The 25,276-nt window shown below is 65.2% G+C and carries 20 protein-coding genes and 1 pseudogene; 8 read left to right on the top strand and 13 right to left on the bottom strand.

From position 1 onward, the window contains the following. Positions 1–42: 42 nt before the first annotated feature. A complete protein-coding gene (locus JQ617_RS32010; RefSeq protein ID WP_063691483.1) occupies positions 43–1,806 on the bottom strand; it encodes an ABC transporter ATP-binding protein in 1,764 nt (587 codons plus the stop codon). A gap of 273 nt (positions 1,807–2,079) precedes the next feature. Here JQ617_RS32010 and JQ617_RS32005 point away from each other — a divergent pair, with 273 nt between their 5' ends. Further along, complete coding sequence (locus JQ617_RS32005; protein WP_212029816.1) at positions 2,080–3,150, top strand: glycosyltransferase family 4 protein; 1,071 nt, start codon at positions 2,080–2,082, stop codon at positions 3,148–3,150. A 192-nt stretch (positions 3,151–3,342) separates the two neighbouring features. Here JQ617_RS32005 and JQ617_RS32000 read toward each other — a convergent pair whose 3' ends face one another. The 5 genes and pseudogenes from JQ617_RS32000 to JQ617_RS31985 all read right to left on the bottom strand — a co-directional run bounded on the left by JQ617_RS32000 (position 3,343) and on the right by JQ617_RS31985 (position 9,686). Further along, positions 3,343–5,271, bottom strand: coding sequence for an alkyl/aryl-sulfatase (locus JQ617_RS32000; RefSeq protein WP_212029814.1), 1,929 nt, complete (start codon positions 5,269–5,271; stop codon positions 3,343–3,345). Positions 5,272–5,484: 213 nt separating this feature from the next. Continuing rightward, the gene (locus tag JQ617_RS40400) at positions 5,485–6,768 is read right to left on the bottom strand and encodes a TRAP transporter large permease (protein ID WP_349630668.1); all 1,284 of its coding nucleotides are present in this window, start codon (positions 6,766–6,768) and stop codon (positions 5,485–5,487) included. 243 nt (positions 6,769–7,011) lie between these two features. Next, positions 7,012–7,353: pseudogene (locus tag JQ617_RS40395) on the bottom strand (TRAP transporter small permease); the annotation flags it as partial. Positions 7,354–7,715: 362 nt separating this feature from the next. Further along, entirely contained in the window at positions 7,716–8,717 is a 1,002-nt protein-coding gene (locus JQ617_RS31990) for a DctP family TRAP transporter solute-binding subunit (RefSeq protein WP_145664025.1), read from the bottom strand. 198 nt (positions 8,718–8,915) lie between these two features. Continuing rightward, positions 8,916–9,686 carry a methyltransferase domain-containing protein gene (locus tag JQ617_RS31985; RefSeq protein WP_212029806.1) on the bottom strand — a complete coding sequence of 257 codons (771 nt, stop codon included), beginning with the start codon at positions 9,684–9,686 and terminating at the stop codon, positions 8,916–8,918. A gap of 144 nt (positions 9,687–9,830) precedes the next feature. On the opposite strand from JQ617_RS31985, the gene JQ617_RS31980 reads away from it, so the two are divergent. Further along, on the top strand, positions 9,831–10,574 hold the full coding sequence (locus JQ617_RS31980) for an SDR family NAD(P)-dependent oxidoreductase (protein WP_212029804.1): 744 nt from the start codon (positions 9,831–9,833) through the stop codon (positions 10,572–10,574). 231 nt (positions 10,575–10,805) lie between these two features. On the opposite strand, the gene JQ617_RS31975 is transcribed toward JQ617_RS31980, so the two are convergent. After that, entirely contained in the window at positions 10,806–12,659 is a 1,854-nt protein-coding gene (locus JQ617_RS31975) for a caspase family protein (RefSeq protein ID WP_212029803.1), read from the bottom strand. A gap of 128 nt (positions 12,660–12,787) precedes the next feature. Next, on the bottom strand, positions 12,788–14,356 hold the full coding sequence (locus JQ617_RS31970; RefSeq protein WP_212029802.1) for a winged helix-turn-helix domain-containing tetratricopeptide repeat protein: 1,569 nt from the start codon (positions 14,354–14,356) through the stop codon (positions 12,788–12,790). Positions 14,357–14,528: 172 nt separating this feature from the next. Between JQ617_RS31970 and JQ617_RS31965 the strand changes: the two genes are divergently transcribed. Continuing rightward, positions 14,529–14,753 carry a DUF1127 domain-containing protein gene (locus tag JQ617_RS31965; RefSeq protein WP_212029801.1) on the top strand — a complete coding sequence of 75 codons (225 nt, stop codon included), beginning with the start codon at positions 14,529–14,531 and terminating at the stop codon, positions 14,751–14,753. A 66-nt stretch (positions 14,754–14,819) separates the two neighbouring features. On the opposite strand, the gene JQ617_RS31960 is transcribed toward JQ617_RS31965, so the two are convergent. Beyond that, complete coding sequence (locus JQ617_RS31960) at positions 14,820–15,131, bottom strand: hypothetical protein (RefSeq protein WP_249157723.1); 312 nt, start codon at positions 15,129–15,131, stop codon at positions 14,820–14,822. Between the two features lie 262 nt (positions 15,132–15,393). On the opposite strand from JQ617_RS31960, the gene JQ617_RS40110 reads away from it, so the two are divergent. Both JQ617_RS40110 and JQ617_RS31950 read left to right on the top strand, forming a co-directional pair. Then, positions 15,394–15,588: a helix-turn-helix domain-containing protein gene (locus JQ617_RS40110; protein WP_249157722.1), complete on the top strand. Its 195-nt coding sequence runs from the start codon at positions 15,394–15,396 to the stop codon at positions 15,586–15,588. A 128-nt stretch (positions 15,589–15,716) separates the two neighbouring features. Beyond that, positions 15,717–16,181, top strand: coding sequence for a hypothetical protein (locus JQ617_RS31950; protein ID WP_212029795.1), 465 nt, complete (start codon positions 15,717–15,719; stop codon positions 16,179–16,181). 88 nt (positions 16,182–16,269) lie between these two features. On the opposite strand, the gene cax is transcribed toward JQ617_RS31950, so the two are convergent. The 3 genes from cax to JQ617_RS31935 all read right to left on the bottom strand — a co-directional run bounded on the left by cax (position 16,270) and on the right by JQ617_RS31935 (position 19,114). After that, positions 16,270–17,367: a calcium/proton exchanger gene (gene cax / locus JQ617_RS31945; RefSeq protein ID WP_212029793.1), complete on the bottom strand. Its 1,098-nt coding sequence runs from the start codon at positions 17,365–17,367 to the stop codon at positions 16,270–16,272. 102 nt (positions 17,368–17,469) lie between these two features. After that, positions 17,470–17,823, bottom strand: coding sequence for a UBP-type zinc finger domain-containing protein (locus JQ617_RS31940; protein ID WP_082885091.1), 354 nt, complete (start codon positions 17,821–17,823; stop codon positions 17,470–17,472). 229 nt (positions 17,824–18,052) lie between these two features. Next, on the bottom strand, positions 18,053–19,114 hold the full coding sequence (locus JQ617_RS31935) for an isocitrate/isopropylmalate dehydrogenase family protein (RefSeq protein WP_212029792.1): 1,062 nt from the start codon (positions 19,112–19,114) through the stop codon (positions 18,053–18,055). Between the two features lie 164 nt (positions 19,115–19,278). On the opposite strand from JQ617_RS31935, the gene JQ617_RS31930 reads away from it, so the two are divergent. Further along, positions 19,279–20,667 (top strand): MFS transporter, encoded by a 1,389-nt coding sequence (locus JQ617_RS31930; protein WP_212029790.1) that lies wholly within the window; start codon positions 19,279–19,281, stop codon positions 20,665–20,667. Positions 20,668–20,671: 4 nt separating this feature from the next. Here the strand turns inward: JQ617_RS31930 and JQ617_RS31925 are convergent, their stop codons facing one another. Then, entirely contained in the window at positions 20,672–22,291 is a 1,620-nt protein-coding gene (locus tag JQ617_RS31925; protein ID WP_212030033.1) for a B12-binding domain-containing radical SAM protein, read from the bottom strand. A 318-nt stretch (positions 22,292–22,609) separates the two neighbouring features. Between JQ617_RS31925 and JQ617_RS31920 the strand changes: the two genes are divergently transcribed. Together JQ617_RS31920 and JQ617_RS31915 are read left to right on the top strand one after the other, a co-directional pair. Beyond that, entirely contained in the window at positions 22,610–23,059 is a 450-nt protein-coding gene (locus JQ617_RS31920) for a (2Fe-2S)-binding protein (protein ID WP_063691516.1), read from the top strand. Positions 23,060–23,070: 11 nt separating this feature from the next. Beyond that, a complete protein-coding gene (locus JQ617_RS31915) occupies positions 23,071–25,257 on the top strand; it encodes a xanthine dehydrogenase family protein molybdopterin-binding subunit (protein WP_212029788.1) in 2,187 nt (728 codons plus the stop codon). The last annotated feature ends 19 nt before the right edge of the window (positions 25,258–25,276 follow it).

Genomic DNA, 25,276 nt, shown 5'->3' with positions numbered 1-25,276 from the left:
GCTTGTTTCGAGACGCAACCAACGCGAACGCGACTGTCGGCCTTACGCCGCGAACTTCGCGAGCCGGCTCATCTCCTGCGTCACCAGCTCACGGTACGGACCGTGGCCCTGCATCAGGCGGTCGGGTGCGCCGTCCTCGATGATCCGGCCGTTCTTCAGCACCACGACGCGGTCGAAATTGCGCAGCGTCGCGAGGCGATGCGCGATCGCGATCACGGTGCGGCCGCGCATCAGGCGCGACAGCGCCTCGCGGATCGCCTCCTCGGATTCGCTGTCGAGCGCGGCCGTCGCCTCGTCGAGCAGCACGATCGGGGCGTCCTTCACGAAGGCGCGCGCGATCGCAATGCGCTGGCGCTGGCCGCCGGACATCTTAACGCCGCGGTCGCCGACCATGGTGTCGAGCCCCTCGGGCAGGCTGTCGATGAAATCGCACCGCGCCGCGATAGCCGCGCGCAGCACCTCGTCGTCGGTCGCGTTGGGCCGGCCGTAACGGATGTTCTCTCTGATGGAGCGATGGAACAGGGAGATGTCCTGCGGCACCACCGAGATCGCCTCGCGCAAGCTCTGCTGGGTCACCTTTGCAATGTCCTGACCGTCGACGGTGACACTGCCCTCGTCGACATCATAGAAGCGCTGAAGCAGCGTGAACAGTGTCGACTTTCCGCCACCGGACTGGCCGACCAGGCCGACGCGCTGGCCGGGCTGCAGCCGCAGGCTGAAGCGCTCGAATATCTTTTCGGCTCCGGGATAGCCGAAGGTGACGTTGTTGAACGCGATCGCGGCGCCGCTCTTGACGAGGGGCTCGGCCTCGGGATGGTCGCGCAGCTCGTGCGGCACCAGCAGCGTCGCGATCGCCTCGGTCAGGCGCGCGACATGCTGGGTGACGTCGACCAACGCCACCGCGAGATCGCGCGTGGCGTTGAGGATGGACAGGCCGAGGGTGCAGACCAGCACGACGTCGCCGGTGGTGGCTTCGCCCTGCTGCCAGAGCGTGATCGCCCAAGCCATGAGTGCAACGGTCAGGAGGACTGTCACGCCGGCATGGGTGAGCCGCAGCTTCTCCAGATAACGCAGGCTGCGGCCGCGCGCGGTGAGCTCGCGGTTGACGGTGGCGTCGAACCGCTCGTGCTCGTGGCCGATGCCGCAGAAGGCGCGGACCAGCGGCATGTTGCTGATGACGTCGATCATCTCGCCGTCGACGACCGCAGCCTTGTCGGCGAAGTCGTCATGCAGGGGCTTGCCGGCCGCAGCGAGGCGGAACATCGCGATCACCATGCCGCCGGCGATCACGATCAGGCCGAGTGCCATGTAGGGACTGACGGTTCCAATCAGCATGATCGCCGCAATTGTGGCAATGCACGGTGGCAGCACGTTCCAGACGAACATGTTCTCGACCGTGAACACCGCGTTCGACGTCGCCGTGATGCGGCTCGTCAGCATGCCCGGCATGCGATCGGAGAAGTAGCTCGGCGCGTGGCCGGTCAGATGACGAAATATGTCACGGCGTAAATCGCCCGTGACACGAACGAAGGTGAAGCTCGCCGTCCAGCTCGCGATGCGCCAGAGGAAGTTGTCCGCCGCGATCAGCGACATGAGCAGAAGGAATGCCAGCCATACGCTGCCACCATGCGATGTTCCCGCCGACAGGCTGTCGACCAGGGATTTGACACCGTACTGCGTGCCTACGGAGCAGGCGACCGCCGCGACGACGGCGGTCAGGATCACCAAATGCGATGCAAGGCGCCGCCGCAGATAGCGCAAGACAAAGGCAAATGGCCTGCGCGCGTATCCAGAAAGATGATCCATATGGCTATCGCCCCGTCGTTATGATTCCAGTTTTTGTCTCAGCCGACTGAACATCGACTGCTTCGCCTCGGTTCCCGGGCCAGGCGATCACGACATGCGGATGCGGACGGAGTGAGAAGAGGTGATGGCAGCATCACGACCACGCCGCACCGTGTCGAAGAAGTAACGTTCGGGGGAAGGAACTTCGCAAATGCGAGAACGTTCCCTGATTGGCATGCCGGTGCCCAAACACGGCGGGGGCTTAAACTCCATGATCGCAGAGGAGATGGTGAGATGCGCATCGCGCAGGTAGCTCCGTTGACGGAGGCTGTTCCACCCAAGCTGTATGGCGGCACCGAGCGGGTGGTGCACTGGTTGACGGAAGAGTTGGTTGCCCTGGGACACGACGTCACACTGTTCGCGAGCGGCGACTCGCAGACGTCGGCGAAGCTGGATGCATTATGGCCGCGGGCGCTTCGCCTCGACGGCTCCGTGCGCGACCCCAACGCCCTGCACATGGTGCTCCTCGAGCGCGTGCGGCAAAAATGTGACGACGAGGAGTTCGATTTCCTCCACTTCCATCTCGACTACTATCCGTGGTCGCTGTTCTACCGGCAGCCGACGCCGTTCCTGACTACGCTGCATGGCCGGCTCGATCTGCCGGAGCATCAGCCTGTCTTCAACACCTTCCCCAAGATCCCGGTGATCTCGATCTCCAATGCGCAGCGGCGGCCGGTGCCGCAGGCGAACTGGGTGAAGACGATTCACCATGGCCTGCCGGAGAACCTGCTGACGCCGAAGCCGGCGAAGCAGGAATACCTCGCCGTGCTCGGCCGCATCGCGCCCGAGAAGGGCGTCGACCGCGCCATCAAGATCGCGACCCATTGCGGCATCCCGCTGAAGATCGCGGCCAAGGTCGATCGTGCCGACCAGGATTATTATGACGAGCTGATCAAGCCGATGATCGTGAACAACCCGCTGGTCGATTTCATCGGCGAGATCGGCGATCACGAGAAGTCGGAGTTCCTCAGCGGCGCGCTCGGACTGCTGCTGCCGATCGACTGGCCGGAGCCGTTCGGCCTCGTGATGATCGAAGCCATGGCCTGCGGAACGCCGGTCGTCGCCTTCAACCGCGGCTCGGTGCCCGAGATCATCGACGAGGGCCTCACCGGCTTCGTCGTCGAGGACATCATCAGCGCCGCCGGCGTCGTCAATCGCCTTCCGCAACTGAGCCGCGCCGCGATCCGCAAGCAATTCGAGACGCGCTTCACCGCGCGGCGAATGGCGCTGGACTATCTCGCCGCCTATCGCAGCCTGACCGAGGAGCAAGCGCCGCGGATCAAGCTGGTGAGCAGCGCGGAGTAGGCCTTCTACACCGCTGCCAATCGAAGCGCCCTCTCCCCTTGCGGGAGAGGGCTCAAGAACAAAGCGACATGCTCGCTTGCGTGAGGGGTTGCTTCGGAAAGTCTCTCCGGGGAAAGAGACCCCTCATCCGGCGCTTCGCGCCACCTTCTCCCGCAAGGGGAGAAGGGAGGTAGAAGCGGGCACCACCCCGCCCTACCCCACCGCCGCCCGCTTCGGCTCCACGATCTCGAACATCCGCGGAAACTCGTCCATCAGGCCCATCAGCTCGGCGAGCTTCATCGGGTTACCCGACAGCTTGACCTTGCCGGCGGCAACCGCTTCCGGAAAGCTCGTCAGCTTCGCGATGACTTCATCCAGCGTTGCCCGCGCCAAGGTGAAGCCGGCGTCCGCATTGTCGGCCTGCACACCCTCGGTGTAGGTCAGCGCGCAGTTCTCCAGGTTGAGCACGAACGTCTCGCCGGTATCGGAGAAGGTCCAGTTCAGCACGATGTGCTTGCCTTCCGCCTTCGGCCCATTCAGGCGAATGCCGAGCACGTCCCAGAGCTGCTCGGTACGCAGCGCCGCCAGCGTCTCGCGCGACATTGGCGGGCGGGCCGGCACTTTCGGCATACCCTGGCGCAATTCCTGCGCGCCGAACAGATAGGCGTTGCGCCAGGTCGCGCTCTCGGCGGCATAGCCGAGCTGCTCCAGCGTGTCCGCGAGCAGGCCACGTGCCGCCGCATTGTCGGGCTCGGCAAACACGAGATGGCCGAGCGCCTGCGCGACGAAGCGAAACTCGCCCTTGGCAAAATCGTTGCGCGCACGCGCGAGGATCGCCTCGGCGCCGCCCATATACTCGACATATTTCCTGCCGGACTCGACCGGCGGCAGCGGATCGAGATTGACCGGGTTGGCGTCGTACCATCCGAGATATTTCTGGTAGATCGCCTTCACATTGTGGCGGATATGGCCGTAATAGCCGCGGCCGTGCCAGGCGCCTTCGAGACTTGCCGGCAGCCGGATCGTCTCGGCGATCTCCGCGGCGGTCAGGCCATGGTTCATCAGGCGGATGGTCTGGTCATGCGCGAATTTGTAGAGGTCGCGCTGCTGCCGGATCATGGTGCCGATGCGCTCGCGCCCCCACACCGGCCAGTGATGCTGGCCGCACATCGCCTCGGCCTTGCCGTCCCACAGTTGCAACGCTTCGTTCAGATATTTGGACCAGGCCAGCGCATCGCGCACGTCGGCACCGCGAAACGGCAACAGATTGTGGAAATTGTGCGTGCAGTTCTCGGCGAGGTTCAGCAGTCTGTAGCGCGGGATGAAGAAGTGCATCTCCGCCGGCGCTTCGCTGTTGGGCGCCATCTGGAATTCGAATTCGACACCGTCGATCACGCGCCTGTCGCCGGTCACCATGATCAGGTCGGTCGGCCGCAGCAGCGCGACCGATCCCGCCGCCATCGACTTGCCGAGCCCGCAATCGACCTGCCCGCGCGGCCCCTTGGCAAGCAGCGGGCCGAACTGGTACTGCGCCCGCCGCAGCATCGCGGGCCCCGCGATGATGTTCTCGGAGACCGCGTGCTCCATGAACAGGTTCGGCGCGATGATCGGCACGCGGCCGGTCGCCAGCGCATCCTCCTCCAGCACGCCGCGCGCGCCGCCCCAGTGATCGGTGTGGGTGTGCGTGAAGATGACGGCGGCGACCGGCTTCCGGCCGCGATGGCTGAAATAGAGATCCAGCGCGGCGCGCGCGCCTTCGATCGAGGTCAACGTATCCACGACGATGACGCCGCTGTCGCCCTCGATCAGCGTCATGTTGGCGATGTCGAGCCCGCGCACCTGGTAGACGCCGGGCACCACCTCGAACAGCCCGTGCTGCATGTTGAGCCGCGACTGCCGCCACAGGCTGGGATTGACCGTCGGCGGCGCCTCTTCAGCCGAGAGGAAGCCGTAGGGCTTCAGGCTCCACACCGTGCGCCCTTGCGGATTGGCGATCTCCGCGTTCTCGATCGTGCCGAGGAAGCCGCGCGCGGCATCGTCGAAATCCCGCGTGTCGGAAAACGGCAGCGCGTTGCGCATCGCCGTTTGCTGCGCAATGACGGACGAGGTTGCGTCCTTCGGCTCGCTGCTGGTGTCGGTCATGTTTGTGTCCTCCCGGCCTGTTGCGGTCATCTAACCGCATCTCGCGGATGATTGCCATTGGGGAGGAGACTGCCGAAATCGAACGCGATGCCCTCTTCGCTTCTCCCCTTGCGGGAGAAGGTGGCATAGGCCCTCACCCGTCGCGCCGCTCCGCGGCGAGCCACCCTCTCCCGCAAGAAGAGAGGGCGCACCGTCTATGCGGCGAGCATCCGCTTAGAGCATCCCCAGCACCCGCGGCAGCCACAGCGTCAGGTCGGGCCAGTAGGTCACGATGACGAGGAAGCCGAGCATGGTGATCAGCCACGGCATCACCGCCACCGCAAGATCGGTGATCCGCATTCGCGCTATCATGGACGCCACGTAGAGGTTGAGGCCGACAGGCGGATGGCAGAGGCCGACCTCCATGTTGACGTCCATCACGATGCCGAAATGGACGAGATCGATGCCGAGCTTCTTGGCCGCCGGCGCCAGGATCGGGGCCATGATCAGGATGATCGAGTTGGGCTCCATGAAGTTGCCGGCGAGCAGCAAGAGGATGTTGACCACCAGCAGGAAGCCGACCCAGCCGAGATTCTGCGCCGCGATCCAGTCGGCAAGCGTCGCCGGCAGGTTCTCGTTGGAGAGCACGAAGGAGAACAGCACCGCGTTGGTGACGATGTAGAGCAGCATCGCGCTGGTGTTGGCGGCGCGCAGCAGCACGCGCGGCACGTCCACGATCTTGATCGCCTTGTAGACGAATACTGCGATGACGAAGGAGTAGACTGCCGCCATCGCCGCCGCCTCGGTCGCGGTGAACAGGCCGCTATAGATGCCGCCGATGATGATGACGACCAGCATCAGGCCCCAGATGCTCTCGCGGAAGGTGCGGACCGTTTCGCCCCAGCTCGCCTTCGGCAGCCGCGGATAGTCGCGCTTGCGTGCCAGCCACCAGGTAACGATGCACAGCATCGTCGTCAGCATGATGCCTGGCAACAGGCCGGCGACGAACAGCGCGCCGATCGAGGTGTTGGTCGAGACCGCGTAGACGATCTTCGGGATCGAGGGCAGCATCAGGATGCCGAGCGAGCCGGCGACCGTGATGATGCCGGCGCCGAACCGCATCGGATAGCCGTGGCGGACCATCTCGGGCAGCACGATGGCGCCGATCGCCGCGACGGTCGCAACGCTCGAGCCGCAGACCAGCGCGAACATCGCGCAGGCGACGATGCCGGCAAGGCCGAGGCCGCCATACCAGTGGCCGATCAGCGAGGTCGCGAAATTGATCATGCGGCGCGCGACGCCGCCATGGGTGAGGAAATTGCCGGCGAGGATGAAGAACGGGATCGCCATGATCTCGAAGCCCTCGATGCCCGTGAAGAGCTTCATCGAGACCGCCTCGATCGGCACCGTGGTCAGCGTGAACAGGAACGTCATCACGGTGAGGCCGAGCGCGATCGAGACCGGGATGCCGGTCAGCATCAGCGCGATCAGCAGCGCAAAGACGGTCGCGGCGCGCATCCAGTGCGGCAGCACCACCACGCCGAACTTTTCGGCAAGGCACATCATGAAGATCAGCACCGGCGCCATGATCAAGATGACGCCCAGCGGCGACACCTTTCGCGCAGCAGCGCGGGTTGCGGCGCCGGCGGGCTGCGGATGCAGTGCCGGCGAGACGTCGGCCTCGACGCCCTCGACATGGGTCTCGTCATGATGCGGCAGCGCGCCGGTCCAGTAGTAGAACCAGGAGACCTGCAGGAAGCGGAAGCACATCAGGCCGGAGCCGAGCGGGATCGCGAGATAGACGAACCACATCGGCGCTTCCAGATCGTTGGACTGCTGGCCGGTGTGGAACATCTCGCGCACGAAGGAGGAGCCGAAGGCGGCGATCATGCCGGTGAACAGCGCCCCGCACAGCAGCGCGAACAGGATCACGTGCTTGCGCGAATGTTCGGGCAGGCGGTTGACCAGGAGGTCGACGCCGACATGGATGCCGGTGCGCACGCCATAGGCCGCGCCGAACTTCGCCATCCAGATGAACATGTAGATGCAGAGCTCCTGCGCCCAGGACAGGTCGAGCTCCGAGAGGAAAGTGAAGACCGCCATCGACAGCGAGGCCAGCCAGGTCATCCCGTGCGCGGCCGCCCACCTGGAGAGGGCGATCGATTCGCCCGCGCCGTAGCGGTGCACGACAGCGATGAAGATAAGGCCGGTCGCAGCCGCGATGAGCGTCGCGATCAACCACTCTTCGAGATGGTTGAGCGCCTGGTTGAGCACGCGAAGCAAATCAAAGTCCCCCCAAAGCATGATCCGGAAAGTGCAAAGCGGCCTTCCGAAGAGATCATGCGCAAACAATAACCTGAAGCACTATGACGATTCATCCAAATCTCATCGCGCTCTAGCGATACGAAACGGCCGGAAGTGCTTGCACTCCCGACCGTTGATACTGTCCTCGCCCGGAAAACGCGTCAGTTCATCTTGACGTCGAGTTCCTTGGCAACGAGATCGAGCACTTCCTGCCCGACGCGGCCCTTCGCCCATTTGTAGGTCGGCTGCATCGCCTCCTGCCAGGCCTTGCGGTCGGCGTCGGTCAGGTAATGCAGCGTGGTCCTGCCGGTCTTCTTGATCTCGGCCAGCGCGTCCTCGTTCTCCTGATGCGCGATCTGGTTGGTGTAGTCGGTCGCCTCGACCATCGCCTTTTCGAGCTGGGCGCGGACGTCGGGCGGCAGGCCGGACCAGAACTTCGAGTTGACGATCACGGCATATTGCAGATGCGCGTGATAGGACACAGTGATGTCCTTCTGCACCTCGTAGAACTTCTGCGTCAAATAGTTGGACGCGGTGTTCTCGCAGCCGTCGACGACGCCGGTCTGCAGCGCCTGGTACACTTCGGAGAACGCCATGATCTGCGGGATCGAGCCCATCAGGCGGAAATACTGGTCGGCGATCTTGGATCCGGAGATGCGGAACTTGAGGCCCTTGAAATCCTCGGGCTTCATCAGCGCGCGGTTCGACGACACCATATGGAAGCCGTTGTCCCAGTAGGCGAGCCCGGTGATGCCCTTGGCCTCCAGCTTCTGGAACAGCCACTTGCCGATCGTGCCCTTCATCGCGGCGGAATAGGTCGCGTCGTCCTTGAACAGCCAGGGCAGGTCGAGCGCCTCGAACTCCTTGATGCCGAGCGGCGCGAATTTCGCGGTCGAAGGCGCCAGCATCTGCACCGAGCCGAGCTGGAGCGCCTCGATCTCCTCCTTGTCCTTGTAGAGCGAGGAGTTCGGATAGACCTCGATCTTGACCTTGCCGTCGGTGTACTTCTCCGCCAGTTCCTTGAACTTCAGGGCGCCCTTGCCCTTCGGCGTATCGTTGGCGACGACGTGGCTGAACTTGATGACGATGGGGCTCTGGGCCTCTGCAATCGCGGGGGCCATGAGAATGGCCGCAGCGGCGACCGCAAGGAGCAGCTTGCGCATGAAGGAACCTCCCAACAACCTCTATAACCGGGTCTTTTTTGTTTTACGCGGTCAGTAGTGGCAGCAAACCGGCAGCCGAACAACTAGACCTAAGCCCAATTTTCTGCAGCCAAGCTATCGTGACGCGAACTGCATGCGCAACCCGGCACAAGCTTCGCTGCAACGGAGCGACGCTTATGCCGCATTGCGGCAACGGGATCAGCTCTTGCGCTGGGCGACGATGAAGAGGCGCCGGAACGGGAACAGCGTCTGCCCCGCATCATTCTTCGGATAGGCCTTGGCGACCCGCGCGCCATAGGCAGCTTCGAACGCGGCCTTCTCGTCGCCCTCGAGAATATCGAGATAGCGCGTCAGCCAGGTGCCCTTGGTCCACTCCTTCACGGGGTTGTCGCCTTCGAGCACCTGCAGATACTCGGTCTCCCATATGTCGATATTGGCAGACATCGGCGCGAGAAGATCGTGATAGAAGGCCGGCCCCTCCACCGGCGGCGGGGTGACGAGATGCTCGACCTTGGCGCGCCAGGGGCCGTCGAGCGCGGTCTCGCCGATCAGCACATGCGAGGGTGCGAGAAAATTGCGCGGCATCTGCACCGCGAGCATGCCGCCCGGCTTCACCTTCTCCATCACCGACGGGAAGAGTGCCGCATGATTGGGCAGCCAGTGCAGTGCGGCATTGGAATAGATCAAATCATATGGCTTCGCCGGACGCCAATGGCCGAGATCCTCATGCGACCATTCCACATCCGGCGCCGCCTTGCGGCCGGCGGCGACCATCTCGGCCGAACCCTCGACACCGGTCACGGCCGCCTCCGGCCAGCGCTCCCTAATGAGCTTGGTGACGTTGCCCGCGCCCGCCCCGAGATCGGCGATCTCGCGCGGCGCGAAATCCGGAATCCGCATCAGGAGGTCGACGGCGGGCCGCAGCCGGTGGCCGGAGAATTTCAGATATTGCTGCGGATCCCAGACCATCGTTCCAGCCTTTTCTTTTTCGTGTTTCCTTCGCGAGCGCTTCTGGTTACCACTGCTCGTCCCGCCAAGGCAATTCGCTGGCTCGCGGGACGGGCAGGAAAACGAACAACAACAAGCAAAAGCAAAGCAAGAGAGCGTGCGACCATGGATCTCGGGCTCAAATCGAAAACCGCTGTCGTGACAGGCGCGAGCATCGGCATCGGCCGCGCCATCGCCAAGGGCCTCGCCGCCGAAGGCGTCCGCGTCGTCGGGGTGGCGAGGCGCAGCGACCTGCTCGCCGAGCTCGTCAAGGAAGTCGGCTCCGGCCTGATCACGCCGCTCGAGCAGGACGTGATGGCCAAGGACGCAGCCGAGAAGATCGCGGCCTTCGCGGTGAAGGAGCTCGGCCATGTCGACATCCTCATCAACAATGCCGGCGGCAGCCGCCCCCTGCCCGTCGATGCGCCCGACAGCAAATGGGACGAGGCGATCGCGCTCAACTTCACCAGCTACCGCCGCATCGCGCACGCGCTGCTGCCGCAGATGATCGAACGCAAATGGGGCCGCATCGTCAACATCACCGGCAAGTCCGAGCCGGAAGGCCTCAACGCCGCCTTCGCCGCCAAGGCCGCCGTGCACGCCTGGGCCAAGGGCCTGTCGCGCGAGATCGGGGAGCACGGCATCACCATCAACTGCATCCCGCCCGGCCGCATCATGAGCGAGCAGATCCGCCGCAACTACCCGCCGGATTATCGCGAGCGCTTTGCGGAGGAAGAGATCCCGGTCGGCTATTGGGGCGAGCCGGAAGACCTCGCCGCGCTCGCGGTGTTCTTGGCGTCACCGGTGGCAAGGTACATCACGGGCACAGTGATCCCCGTGGATGGCGGCTTGCGGCGATATCAGTTCTGAAGCCGATGCACGCTCCCAATCCGGTTCACCCCTGCCGTCGGTAGGGAATCGCAATTGAGAGCGGCTGCTGTGGCTATCCTTCGAGACGCCCGCCCTTGGGCGGGCTCCTCAGGATGAGGACGGAATGCGTGGCTGCAGTTGCAACGGACACGGTGCTGCTTAGCCTCATCCCGAGGAGACCGCTGAAAGCGGTCGTCTCGAAGGACGAGGCGTGCGACGCCCCGCCTTGCCTCAGTTGCACACTTCGCGCGTGCGCCCGTTGATGCCGGCGGCGTTGCCGATCCCGGCGGAAGTGTCGGCGACGAGCCTGCAGCCGCGCGCGACGGGGCGGCAGCCGGCCTGGTTGCAGATCATCTGGCCGGATGATTGCTGCTTGGCGGGCGCGGCCTCCTCGCTCTTGCGTTCGGCATCGCGCGCCCTGGACTGCTCGCGGCTCGCAGTCGGCTTCTTCTCCTGGACCTTCTCGCATTCATTGTCGTCATTGACGCGGTAGCCGGCACGGCAGGCGATCTTGACGCACGCATCGCCGTCCGCTCTGAAACCATGGTCGCAGACCAGCGGACAGACCCGGCCCGGCTTGGCCTTGATCGCGTCCAGCGCGTCGATGCCGGCATTGGCCGCGTCGAGCCTGGTGCCCGCATATTTGTTGAACATCGCGAGCGCGCGCTGCGAGGACGCCTTCCAGTCGCCGTCGGCCGCCGCGGACAGGCATCCGACCCGCCGCAATTCCGACTGTACCGCCTTCGCCGTCTCCTGCGGCGACAGGCTCGGCTGCGATGACGAGAGCGCAACGGCTGCGACCTTCACGTCGCCGCCGTCCTGTGCCGTCTTCGCGGCCGCATTCCTGGCGGCCGCCTCAGTCGCGGCCTTCTCGTTGGCGATCTTGTCGGCCAGCGCTTTCTCCGCGGCCGCCTTGTCGGCCAGCGCCTTTGCCACTGCGGCCTCGGCTTCCTTCCGCCGTTGCTCCGCCGCGGCAGCCCTCGCCTCCTCGATCTGCTTCGCCTTCTCGGCGGCGATCCTTGCATCCTCGGCGACCTTCGCCGCGGCGGCGGCCTTGTCCTGCTCCGCCTTCTGGGCCCGATCGGCGGCGAGCCGGGCCTTCTCCTCCTCGGCCAGCCGCGCCTTCTCAACGGCCGCGGCGCGCGTCTCCTCGGCCGCGATCCGGTTGAGCTGGCCCTTGGCGAGGCTCGCGTAGAAACCTTCGGGATATTCGGCCAGGAACGCGGTCCACACCTCCCTGGTGCCGATCTGGAGCGCCAGCTCGTAGTCGCGGCGGACGGCATCCTGCGGGCTTGCCTGCGGGGCGGTCACGACCGGCCTTGCCGCGACCAGCGGCACGTCATCGCCGCCGAGCGAGCCGTAGACATAGGGCTCCTGCTTGTAGCCGGTGCTCTTGAGCACGTCGTCGCGGACGAACCCGAAGGCCTTGCGAAGATCGAGGCCCGGGGTCGGCAGCCGCTCGACCAGCGCCGTGGCAAACGGGCTGTTTCGGGAGTCGCCATCGGAGGCCGTCGAACCCGCCTTCGCCGCGAAGGCGATCATCGTGTTCGGGCTGGTCGGCTCGACCTTGGCAAGACCGCGCCCGATCGCACGCGCAGCCACGGTCCGCTTCATGCTCTTGGCGAAGGGATTGTCACGGCACGCGTCCAGAATGATGAGGCGGAGCTGCTTCGCCGGCTCGACGGCGAACAGCGCGCGGTCGAGCCCCACGGTCTCGTCGAGCACGTCGCTGTCGGTCTCCAGCGCCGCGTCGACCGGGATCAGGTAATTGGTCCCGTCGAGCTCGATGCCGTGACCGGCGTAGTAGATGACGGCAACCTCGGCGTCGCGCGCCCGCCCGCCGAACTCGCGCAGCGCCTTGCGCATCTCCGATGCATTGAGGTCGGTCCGGGTGTCGATCCAGTCGAACCCGGCCTTCTTCAGCATGCCGCCGACCAGAACGGCGTCGTTCGCGGGATTGGCGAGCTTGGCCGCGCTCTTGTAGGCCGAATTGCCGATCACCAGCGCAACCCGGCGCTCGGCATGAACAGGGCCGCAACCGAGCCAGATGAAAATGACCAATGAAAACCAGCGAAAAGCGCCCATCGTCGCCCCGAATATATGCGCGCAAGCCTATGCAGAGCCTCGCCAAAGGCAAGTGCGACGTATGTGACATCAGTCACACAAGCCACCCGGGCTTGCGGCTGCCGCGCCGCCGCGTGCCACAGAGCCCGTCACTCCTGAAGGCCCGCCGCCCGGAGAGCCCGGGCGAAGTTCGCGAAGTCCTCGCTCCGGCGAAACGGTGCCAGCTCCGCCAGGTTGGCGGCGCGCAAATCCGGATTGAGTTCGAGCGCGCGCAACATGGCTTTCTGCGCTTGCTCGAGCCGTCCGGCGATCGCATTGCTGGCCGCGAAAATGCAGATTGAAAGCAGAAAACCCGGATTGTCGCGCATGGCCTCTTCGGCGCACGCCAACGCAACGTCGTAGCGGCCCGCCAGGAAATGAGCATAGGCCATGGCGCTGTGCGTGGTGTAGTACATGGACGGATCGCGCGGGCTCAAGCGCATCGCATGCGTAGCGTGCGCGAGCGACAGATCAGGCTCGCCCCTCCAGATCCTCAACCAGGCACTGAGCATCCAGGCTCGGGCGAAGTTTGGATTGACGGTCAGCGCTCGGTCCATGAAAGCGGCAGCATCATCGAACTCATGGGCCAGAAACGCGAGTGCGTATCCGCCCATGCACAGCGCAAATGGATCGTCTGCCCCGAGATCCACGGCTTTCCGACCCAGCCGCGTGGCTTCCGCTGTTTCCAGCGCTTGATCGTTCATGCGACCGAGCGCCTTGCGTCGAACATAACACCAGGCCGCCATGCCATAGGCACAGGCAAGATGAGGGTCCAGTTCGATCGCCTTGTAGAAGAGCTGCAGCGCCTCGCTGTTCGCGTCCTTGGACCAGCGAGCTCTCGCCAGTCCACGCAGGTAATAATCGTACGCGTCCAGATTTTCGGTCGGCTTGCGTCTGGCCCGCTTGATCTCCTCATGCTGCAGCTTCGGCGCGATGGCTCCCACGACGCTGGATGTCACATCGTCCTGCAGATCGAACATATCCTCGATCGGCCCCTCGAAGCGGTCCGCCCAGAGATGCGCTCCGGTTTCGGTATCGATGAGCTGCCCAGCGATACGAAGGCGATTTCCCGCCTTGCGCACGCTGCCTTCGAGCACGTAGCGCACGCCAAGCTCGCGGCCGACCTGCTTCACGTCCACGGCCCGGCCCTTGTAGGTGAAGCTCGAATTGCGTGCGATCACGAACAGCCAGCGAAACAGGGACAGCGCCATCGTGATGTCTTCCACGACGCCATCTGCGAAGTACTCCTGCTCCGGATCGGAGCTCAAATTGGCGAACGGGAGCACGGCGATCGAGGGCCTGCCGGGGGGCGGGAGAGCGGGACTTCCCGGTTCTGCCCTGGTGTCCACAACCGCCGAGCTATCGCGCCCTTCCTCCCGCACCGGTCCGATGAAACGGAAGCCCTTCCGCGGTAACGTCTTGATCAGGCGCTGTTCGCTCCCGGTGTCGCTCACCGCGCTCCGGACAACGTTCAGGCGGGTCGTCAACGCAGCATCCGACACGCTGCGCCCATTCCAGATGGCGTTGATGAGGTCGTCCTTGCTGACGACGCGCTCCCGGTTGCGGATGAGGTAGTCCAGGAGGTCGAAGACCTGCGGCGCCAAGGGGACAACGTCCGCGCCGCGATAGAGCTCGCGGCGGTCGAGATCCAGTGCATAGTCCTCGAACAGATAGCGCAAGCTGCGAAACTCCCTGGATTCAGAAGTCCCGGTCACCGGCTACCGCTTCAGCCCCGGTGGAAGACCGCAAGAATAAGCTGCCGGTGAGGAAAATGTAAGTTGGAGGTCAAGCGTGCCGGGTTGAATCTCGGCAGATTCTCCGAGTGGAAATGGGCCACTCGAGGATGCTGCGATGAGCACGATTTCCCAAACGACCGTATTGCAGCGACGCCATGGCGGCGCTTTCAGGAATTTCTGGGCCGCTTTTCAGGAGTGGCGGAAATGGGAGCGGCTGCGCCACGATCTTTGCAGCCTCAGTGATCAGGAACTGAAGGATATCGGGATTACGTATGGCGAGATCGACTACGTGGTCGCGAACCGAGAGACTGACCCGCGAGGCATAAGATCGACCGGATGACCGGACATCGGTCGCGCAGCGCGAGACCGCCCGCGGGCGGTCTCGCGCGGGAGAGAAGGCGCTCCGTCAAAGATCAACCTGGATGGCAACGTTGGAGCGCACCCAATCCGATTGCCCGGCCTTCAGCCGCTTGGCTTGGAATTCCACGAAAGCCGGATCGGCGCCCAGCGACGCCAAGGTACGCCCATAGGCTTCCACGCTATCGAAGCGAGCGACGAAGGCGTAGTTTCCGACCTCGCCGCCGATCACCGACCAATAGCTGACATCAGCCCCGTGCTTTCTCCAGAGCGCCGCACCGTCTTTTGCGAGCTGTAAGACGGTCGCAAGATCGCTACCGGGTCTTGGATGCGAAACGAACTGCATAATGACTGCAGGCATATTCCCCTCCAATGAAAAATGATGTCGCCAAACAACCCGGCTGGTCATTTGACCCGAGGAGAATTCCAATCGGTGCGGCATCGAGCTTGATCTGGATCAATTTCACCGATCGACCGCAGCATGCCTGCCCTTCGATCACTGGTATCAACAATCAGCGCAATGGCCAGCGTTGCGCCTCCGGTTCACGGGTCGGCATCGAGCGCTCGCTCGCGGCTACGCGTCGCCGACGATCTCGGTGCGCCGCCATTGACCGCACCTCGGATTGCCGCGCTCCAACGTCCGCCGCTGCCTTGACGCCCTGGTCGAGGAAGGCGTCGTCCGCAAGGAGAACGAGCACGGCTACAGGGGCGAATTGGACGGGCTCGCCTCGCGGGTCGACGCCGTATATTTCCAGACGATCCGCGATGCGATCGTCAGGGCGGCGGACGAGCTGAAGGCGCTGGACGCCCCCTCGTGAAGGCCCTGCGGCGCCGTGGGCGCGATGCGGATGCTTGATCCAGATCAAGGCCGCCACGGCAGCGCCACACCGGAATGGGCCCGATGGCCGCGCAGAACGCGCCGCCGTAGCCAAGGAGATGATCGATCATGACCTCCTCGTATCCCCTGCGTACCCTCGTCCTCGCCGCTTCGAGCGCCCTGCTGCTCGGCGCGAGCGCCCAGGCCGGGCCGATCCCGACGCATCTTTCGACGATGAAGGCGATGGTCGATCCGGCCACGACCGAAGTGCGCTGGGTCGGCGGCTGGCGTGGCGGCTACGGCTATCGCGGCGTCGGATGGGGCTACCGCGGCTATGGCTATCGCGGAGGCTGGGGCTATCGCGGGTACGGGTATCGCGGCCTCGGTTACGGTGTCGCCGGCGCCGTGGTCGGCGGCGCGATCGCCAGGAGCGCCTACTATGGAAGCTATGGCGGCTACTATGGCGGCGGCTATCCCGCCTACGGCTACGGCTATGGCACCCCGGCCGCGTCCTACTACGGTTATGGCGGCGGCTACGGTTACGGTTACGGCGGCGAGTATTGCCCGCCCACCGGCAGCTACTGGGCCTATTAGCGCGAACGTGTTCACATCTTAGGGATGGCTGGCTACCCGCCGCCATCCTTCGTGAGTCAAGGTCCCCGTGCCGGCGGACGGCAGCACATCATCCCTCGCCCGCCGGCGGGACCACATAGAGCGTCAGCGCGAACACCGCGTAGATGAAGATCATGAGGGCGCCGACGAACCAGGCCGAGCGTCCGCTCGTGGTGATGAAGGTCGCCGTCACCGTTGCGATCATCACCATGGTGACGGCGCCGGGCCAGAACTGCAGATTCATAGGCGTAGGTCCGACGACGTAGCTGAGCAGCACCAGCGCGGGCGCGACGAACAGCGCGATCTGGGAGGCGCTGCCGAGCGCAATGCTGACCACCATGTCGAGCCGGTTCTTGCGTGCAGCGGCAAAGGCCACCGCAAATTCGGCGGCGGCGCCGACCAGCGAGACGATGATGAAGCCGACAAAGGCCGGGCTCATCCCGAACGTTTCCGCCGCCTTCTGCACCGATTCCACGAAGATCTCGCTCACCAGCGCGACCAGCACGGTGACGACCAGCAACGTCCCGACGGCCACGCCGATCGGCAAGTGCCCCTCGTCATCGCCATGATCGGCGCTTGCGAACAATTCCTTGTGGGTCCCGAGCGAGAACAGGAGGCCAAGGGCGTAGGCGACGATCAGCAGGACCGAGATGCCGACGCTGAGCTTGTTCAGGATGCTCCCGTCCGGGGGCAGGTGGTCGAGGTCGGCGACCGCCGAAGGCGCCAGCAGGGCGACGGTCGCCATCAGCAGCAGGCCGGACGAGAGCCGCGCGCCGGCGCGGTTATACTCCTGCACGTGGTAGCGCAGCCCGCCGAGCAGCAGGCAGGCTCCCAGCATGAACACCGCGTTGGTGACGATCGCCCCTGCAATCGAGGCCTTCACCAGCATGTACTGGCCCGCCCGCAGCGCCGTGATGGCGATGATCAGCTCGGTCAGATTGCCGAGCGTGGCATTGAGCAGCCCGCCCACGGCATCGCCGGTCTTGGCCGCGACCGCCTCGGTGGCGTGGCTGAGCAGCGCCGCCAGCGGCACGATCGCAAGCACGGCCAGCACGAACAGCAGCGTATGCGAATGCGGCGCCGCCGCCTCGGCCACCAGCACGATCGGCACGAACACCAGCATCCAGAGCAAAGGGGTATCCCGGATTTCCCGGAGCAGGGTCTGCATGTCGGCTGCCTTTCCATGGTGCGCTGATGGAAAGGTCCGGCGGGCGTGCGGGGGGAGTGTTGATCTGGCTCAACGTGTGCGGCGCCGTACTGCCGCTACCGCCTAGTCATGGAGCCGTGTTTGCCAATCTGATGGCACCGCCCCGGCCGGTCCGGGCACCGGCTGATCCAACGGATGCGATTGAGGGCCCTGAAGCTTCGGGCCGGCGAAAGCCTCGCCTGTCCGGTAGTCGTAGAACCATCGTTCGCCCGGCTCGAAGCTCGTGATGATCGGGTGCCCCGTCGCCGCGTTGTGCTTCGATGCATGCTGGTTGGGAGAAGCATCGCAGCAGCCGATGTGACCGCATTCGACGCATCGGCGGAGATGAAACCACCACCCGCCCGCGGCCGAGCATTCCACGCAACCCGTTCCACTCGGCTTGGCTGCGAGGTTGATGCCATCGCTCTCAGACGTCATAGGTCAACCCACTGGAAGTGCGTACGGTCGCCGCTGCAGATGCTTCACGCCGCGATCCGCCACGATCGTATCCTGCCAGTGTTTTGCCCGACGGGTCAACTTGACCGCGGTCGCGGGTGCCGTCACGGCGCGGAGCGAAAATCTCTTGTCGATCAAGGGGCGTTCTACTGTGCATGGGGTTGTTTTCCGATTTTTGTTTTGAGACCCGATTGAAAACGCGAAGACGCCCTCACTCCGCCTGCAGGATCTCCGCGATGGCGGCGCCCGCCGCGATCGTCCCGAGCTTGCCGCCGACGTCGCGCGTCGCCCTGCCCTCGCCGATGGCCTTCGCCACCGCCGCCTCGATCGCACGCGCGGCTTCCTCGTAACGCACCGCGCCGCTTCTCTCGCCGTGCCAGGCCAGCAGCAGGGCGGTCGACAGGATCAGCGAGACCGGATTGGCGACGTCCTGCCCTGCGATGTCGGGCGCCGAGCCGTGCGCGGCCTGCGCCATCGCATAGCGGTCACCGACATTGAGCGAGCCGCCGAGGCCGAGACTGCCGGAGAGCTCCGCCGTGAGATCGGACAGGATGTCGCCGAACATATTGGTCGAGACGATCACGTCGAAGCGATCGGGGCTCCGCACCACATGCGCCATCATGGCATCGACCAGGATGTCGTCGACTGCAAGGCCCGGATAGCCCTTCGCCGCCGCGCGGCAGATGTCGAGGAACATGCCGTCGCCGATCTTCAGCACATTGGCCTTGTGCACGATGGTGAGATGCTTGCGCCGCTTCATGGCGAGGCGGCAGGCGGCGTGCGCGATGCGCTCGCAGCACAGGCGCGTGATCCGGCGCAGCGAGATCACGACGTCCGATGTGACCAGCATCTCGCCGTTGCCCTGCTCGAGGTTGCGGTCGGCGTAAAACCCTTCGGTGTTCTCGCGCACCACCACGAGGTCGAAATCCCCCAAGCGGCCGGGCCGCCCTGCATAGGTACGCGCGGGCCGGATATTGGCGTAGAGGTCGAGGCTCTTGCGGAAGTGCCTGGACGGATTGATCTCGCCATGCGCCTCGTCCTTGAAGTCGAAGGTCGCGGTCGGTCCCAGGATCAGGCCGTCGGCGCCGCGGACGATGTCGAGCAGCTCGGGGCGCACCGTGGTGCCGAACTGCTTCAGGCTGGCATGCCCGACCGCGTGCTCCTCGAGCCGCAGATCGAGCTGGAAGCGTTCGGATGCGGCGCGCAGCACGCCCGATGTCGCGGTCGTGATCTCCGGTCCGATGCCGTCACCGGGCAGAACGACGAGTTGCATGGCGTTTCCCCTCACTGCAGCAGCCGGCGCGATCATACGCCGTCGCGCGGCTGTATCGCCTCACCTTCGCGCATACACAGCATGCAAGCATATGCCTGTGGAAGCGGCCTTCGGCGTAGTACATGGCCAAAGTCCCCTCAGCCGCCGGAGCAACGCGCCAGGCAATGACAATCACGTTACCTGCCGCCGCGCGCGAGCCCGACCATCCCGTTGCCGACGGCCTTCCGGCCGCGCAGCGGCGCTGGGCGATCGCCGCGATCTTCACCGCGCTGGCAATGGCCTCGCTCGACACCGCGATCGCCAACATCGCCCTGCCCGCCATTGCCGCCGACCTGCATGTCAGCCCGGAGCAGTCGGTGTGGGTGGTCAACGTCTACCAGATCGCGCTGGTGGCGACGCTGCTGCCGCTCGGGGCGCTCGGCGAGATCGTCGGGCACCAGCGCATCTATCTCGGCGGGCTGATCCTGTTCACCATCGCCTCGCTGTTCTGCGCGGTGGCGTGGTCGCTGGACAGCCTGCTGGTCGCGCGCACGCTGCAAGGCCTTGGCGCCAGCGGCATCATGAGCGTCAACACCGCGCTGGTGCGCTTCGTCTATCCCGGCCGGATGCTCGGCCGCGGCTTTGGCCATAACGCGCTGGTGGTCGCGACCGCCTTCACCTTCGGCCCGTCGATCGCCTCCGCCATCCTCGCCTTCGGCCCGTGGCCCTGGCTGTTCGCCGTCAACATCCCCTTCGGTCTGGTCGCGATCGGAATCGGCTTTGCGATGCTGCCGAAGACGCCGCGCGCCGATCACGGCTTCGACTTCCTCGGCGCGCTCTTGGCATCGGCCTGTCTCGGCCTGTTCATCACCGGCATCGGCAGCGCCGCGCATAATCTGTCGCCTGTTATCGTGGGCGTCGAGCTGGTCACGGCGCTCGCACTCGGCTTCATCCTGACGCGCCGCCATGCCGACCATCCGGCGCCGATGCTTCCGATCGACCTGTTCGCACGGCCGATGTTCGCGCTCTCGGCGGCGACCGCGGTGTGCTCCTTCGCCGTGCAGGGCCTCGCCTTCGTGTCGCTGCCGTTTTATTTCGAGGACGTGCTCGGGCGATCGCAGGTCGAGACCGGCTTCTTCATGACGCCGTGGCCGCTGGTGGTCGGCATCATGGCGCCGATCGCGGGGCGCCTGTCCGACCGCTACGCCGTCGGCCTGCTCGGCGGCATCGGCCTCGTGCTGCTCGGGCTCGGCATGGCGCTGCTCGCGCTGCTGCCGTCCAACCCCGCCATCCCCGACATCATCTGGCGCATGGTGATCTGCGGCATGGGGTTCGGCTTCTTCCAGGCGCCGAACATGAAGGCGGTGATGTCGAGCGCGCCGCCGCACCGCAGCGGCAGCGCCTCCGGCATTGTCGCCACTGCGCGCCTGACGGGCCAGACGACGGGCGCGGCGCTCGCTGCCGCCTGCTTCGCTCTTGCGGGGCACAGCGGCGCGACCGTCGCACTCGCGCTCGGCGCAGGCTTTGCCGCGCTCGGCAGCGTGATGAGCTTTTTGCGGCTCGCGGTGAAGTAAACGTTCAGGCCAGGTGCCGCGCCGCAGTCACGTCGATCGTCGCCGCCGGGATGACCGTCTCGTCGTCGAGCGCGGCGAGGCGCGTATCGATGGCTTCGATGACCTTGCGCGAGAACGGCCCGAGATGCGCATAGGCCGCGATCATCTGCACGGCGATGCGCGCCGATGACGTGTCGCGCTTGGCGCAGTTCATGAAAGTCTGCCAGAGCGGCGCACGCGCCTCGGGAAGGGCGGTGACGACGCGGTGCACGGTCTCCATCGCTCCGAGCCTGGCGCGGATATCGCCTTCGGCGAGCTCATGGCGCTGTCTGGAACGGTCGAGCAGCGTCATCAGGCGGTCGACACGCCTGGCATAAGCCGCGGGGCTGTAGATGTGCTCCAGCACCCGCTTGTAATCCGTCAGGATGTCGCGCAACGGGCGGACCGGATCGAAGTTGATGCCGGCCGTGCACTGATCGGCACCGATGGTCGGCGCCACATCGTGGCCCGGATGCAACCGGCCTTCGCGCTCGAGCCGGCGCGTCAGCTGCGTGTTCGGCAAGGCATAGAGCAGGCCGACCATGGCGACTGGAATCGCCGCCTCCTCGATGAAATCGATCATCGCCTCGGCCATCGAGACCTTCTCGTTGTCGAAGCCGACGATGAAGCCGGCGGTGACCAGCATGCCGGCGGCATAGATCTTGTGGATGCTCTCGGCGATATTGCGCCGCGTGTTCTGCTTCTTGCGCATCGCCACCAGCGTCGCCGGATCGGGGCTTTCGATGCCGACGAAGATGCCGAAGAAGTTGGCGGCGCCCATCAGCTCGAGCAGCTCGGGATCGTCGGCGAGGTTGATCGAGGCTTCAGTGGACAGCTCGAAGGGATAGTTGTGGGCGCGCTGCCATTCGGCGAGCTGCGGCAGGAACTGGCGCAGCGACTTCTTGTTGCCGATGAAATTGTCGTCGACGAAGTCGAGATGACCGCGATAGCCCATATTGTAGAGCGTCTGGAGCTCGACGAACATCTGCTCGACCGTCTTGGTCCTGGGCACGCGGCCGTAGAGCTCGATGATGTCGCAGAACTCGCAGGTGAACGGGCAGCCGCGCGAATATTGCACGCCGAGATAGAGGTAGTCCTCGAACTTCAGGAGGTCGAAGCGCGGCACCGGCGTCTTGGTGACGTCGGCCTGGAATTTCGGTGCGGTGAAGACGCCGGAGCGGGACCCGCCCTCCCAGGCCGCGATGAACTCGTCGATGACGCCCTCGGCCTCGCCGAGCACCCGGAAGGCGGCCCGCTCATATATGTGGGGGCTGGAGGTCGGATCGGGCCCGCCAACCACGACCGGTTTGCCGGCGGCGCGGCAGAGCTCGATCAGGCGCAGCGTGTCGGCCTGTTGCGGCAACATGCCGCCGGTGAAGACGACGTCGGCCCAGGCGAGGTCGCCGTCGCCGAAGGGTTGCGTATTGCAATCGATTAGCCGGACCGTCCAGCTCTCGGGCAGCATGGCGGCGACCGTGATCAGACCCAACGGCGCGGCCGGGCGCCGGACTCCCATCAATTTGCAGGATTCGCCAAAGCTCCAGAACGACTCCGCGGTGAACTGCGGATACAGCATCAGCACATTGCAAGGGCTTGCCACGTCGATGGAACTCCTTTTGCGTCGGGCGCAGTGTAGCAAAGCGCCGTCGTCTTGCACCCCCGGCAAAAGGGACAAACTGCCGCCCGCCCCATGCGCAGGAACCGCAGGGACGTCGCCCCAGGCCCGGCGCTGGCGCCTCGGGAGAGGCGTTGCCCCACCGAAAGGCCTGGCGAGGCGCAACACCGCGCCCCCGGCATTCTTCCCGGCCCATGCCAGCTTCTTCGACAGGCCACCCCGCAGACTCTTGATTTGAACAGTTCCAATTTGCCGGACACATTGCGCCCCTGAGTCTAATCGGTGGATTGGGCCAATCAGGGGACTGCGATGGCAAACCTAACAATCAACGGAAAAACCTTCACGCTCGACGTCGAGCCGGATACCCCGCTGCTCTGGGCGATCCGCGAAAATGCCGGCCTGACCGGCACCAAATACGGTTGCGGCATCGCACAATGCGGCGCCTGCACGGTCCACATCGACGGCGTCGCCATGCGTTCCTGCGGCGTCTCGGTCAGCGAGGCCGAGGGCAAGAAGATCACCACGATCGAAGGCCTCGCCTCCGGCGCCACGCTGCACAAGGTGCAGGAGGCCTGGATCGCCAAGGACGTTCCGCAATGCGGCTATTGCCAGAGCGGCATGATCATGGCGGTCGCCGCGCTGCTGAACGAGAAGCCGAAGCCGACCGACGCCGACATCGACGAGGCCATCACCAATATCTGCCGCTGCGGCACCTTCCAGCAGGTGCGCGAGGCGATCCACACGATCGCAAGCGCGTAAGGAGCCGCACCATGAACAAGCACGTTTCTCCCAAGATGAACCGTCGTGCCTTCGTGATCGGCACCGCCGCTGTCGGCACCGGCCTCGCGATCGGCCTTGATCTCCCCTTCGGCGGCCCCGCCGTGGTCCGCGCCGCCGACGGCTCGCCCGAGATCGGCGCCTGGGTCGTGGTCAGGCCCGACGACACCGTCGTGATCCGAATCGCCCGCTCCGAGATGGGCCAGGGCTCGCTCACCGGCCTTGCCCAGCTCGTCGCCGAGGAGCTCGAATGCGACTGGTCGAAGGTGACGACCGAATATCCGACCCCCGGCCAGAGCGTTGCCCGCAAGCGCGTCTGGGGCGATTTCTCCACCGGCGGCAGCCGTGGCATCCGCTCCTCGCAGGACTATGTCCGCAAGGGCGGCGCCACCGCGCGCGTGATGCTGATCCAGGCCGCCGCCGACGCCTGGAAGGTGCCCGCCTCCGAATGCACGGCGGCGAGCAGCGTCATCACCCATACGCCGACCGGACGAACCACGACCTACGGCAAGGTCGCCGAGGCCGCGGCGAAGCTGACGCCGCCTGCCGACGTCAAGCTGAAGGACCCGAAGGACTGGAAGGTGGTCGGCAAGGGCCTGCTGCGCCTCGACACCGCCGACAAGACCAACGGCGCGATGGTGTACGGCATCGACGTCAAGCTGCCGGGCATGCTGAACGCCGCGATCAAGGATTGCCCGGTGTTCGGCGGCAAGCTGAAGAGCTATGACGAGGCCAAGGTCACCGGCATGAAAGGCGTCAAGAAGGTCGTCAAGGTCGGCGACACCGCGGTCGCGGTGGTTGCCGACACCTGGTGGCACGCCAAGACCGCGCTGGAAGCGCTGCCGATCGTCTGGGACGAGGGCGAGAACGCCAAGGTCTCCAGCGAGTCGATCGCGAAGTGGCTGGCGGAAGGCCTCAACGACGATCAGCCCGCCTATGTCGGCAACAAGAACGGCGACGCCAAGGCCGCGATTGCCAGCGCCGCCAAGAAGGTCGAGGCGGTCTACAGCTATCCCTACCAGAACCACGCCACCATGGAGCCGATGAACGCCACGGCGGTCTACACGGCGGACAAGTGCGAGGTCTGGTGCGGCACGCAGAACGGCGAGGCCGCCTTTGCGGCCGTGCTGGAGGCCTCCGGCCTGCCGGCGGAGAAGTGCGACGTGCACAAGGTGATGCTCGGCGGCGGCTTCGGCCGGCGCGGCCAGACCGACTATGTCCGTCAGGCCGTGATGATCGCCAAGCAGATGCCGGGCACGCCGATCAAGCTGCTGTGGTCGCGCGAAGAGGACATGGCGCACGGCCGCTATCACCCGATCACCCAGTGCAAGATGACCGGCGCGTTCGATGCCAACAACAATCTGGTCGCGCTGCACTACCGCCTGTCCGGACAGTCGATCCTGTTCTCGCTGCGCCCCGAAGCGCTGCAGAACGGCATGGACCCGGCAGCATTCCAGGGTGTCGCCCAAACCGGCGAAGCCGCATTCGGCTACTCGGTGCCGAACCTGCTGGTCGAGCATGCGATGCGCAACCCGCACGTTCCGCCGGGCTTCTGGCGCGGCGTCAACGTCAATCACAACGCGATCTACATGGAATGCTTCATGGACGAGCTGGCCCAGGCCGCAGGCCAGGACCCGCTCGAGTTCCGCCGCAAGCTGATGGGCAACCATCCCAAGCATCTGGCGGTGCTCAATGCGGTCGCGGAGAAGATCGGCTGGACCACGCCGGCGCCGCAGGGCGTCTATCGCGGCATCGCGCAGGTGATGGGCTATGGCAGCTATGTCGCCGGCGCCGCCGAGATCTCGGTGACCGATGGCAACAAGATCAAGGTGCTTCGCATCGTCGCCTCCACCGATCCCGGCTATGTCGTCAACCCGGCGCAGGTGCAGCGGCAGATCGCCGGCTCCTTTGTCTACGGCCTCTCAGCGTTGTTCTACGGCGGCTGCACCGTCAAGGACGGCAAGATCGAGCAGAGCAACTTCGACACCTACAACTCGATGCGCATCAACGAGATGCCGAAGGTGGAATCGGTGATGGTGCCGAGCGGCGGGTTCTGGGGCGGCGTCGGCGAGCCGACCATCGGCGTTGCGGCGCCGGCGGTGCTCAACGCCTACTTCGCGGCGACCGGCAAGCGTATCCGCTCGGTGCCGCTGCGCGACCAGAACATCACTTTCGCCTAGAGCAACATGCTTCGGCGGC

The sequence above is a fragment of the Bradyrhizobium sp. KB893862 SZCCT0404 genome (genome assembly GCF_018130885.1).
Taxonomy (GTDB): Bacteria; Pseudomonadota; Alphaproteobacteria; order Rhizobiales; family Xanthobacteraceae; genus Bradyrhizobium; species Bradyrhizobium stylosanthis.
This window is presented reverse-complemented; position numbering and strand designations above follow the sequence as displayed.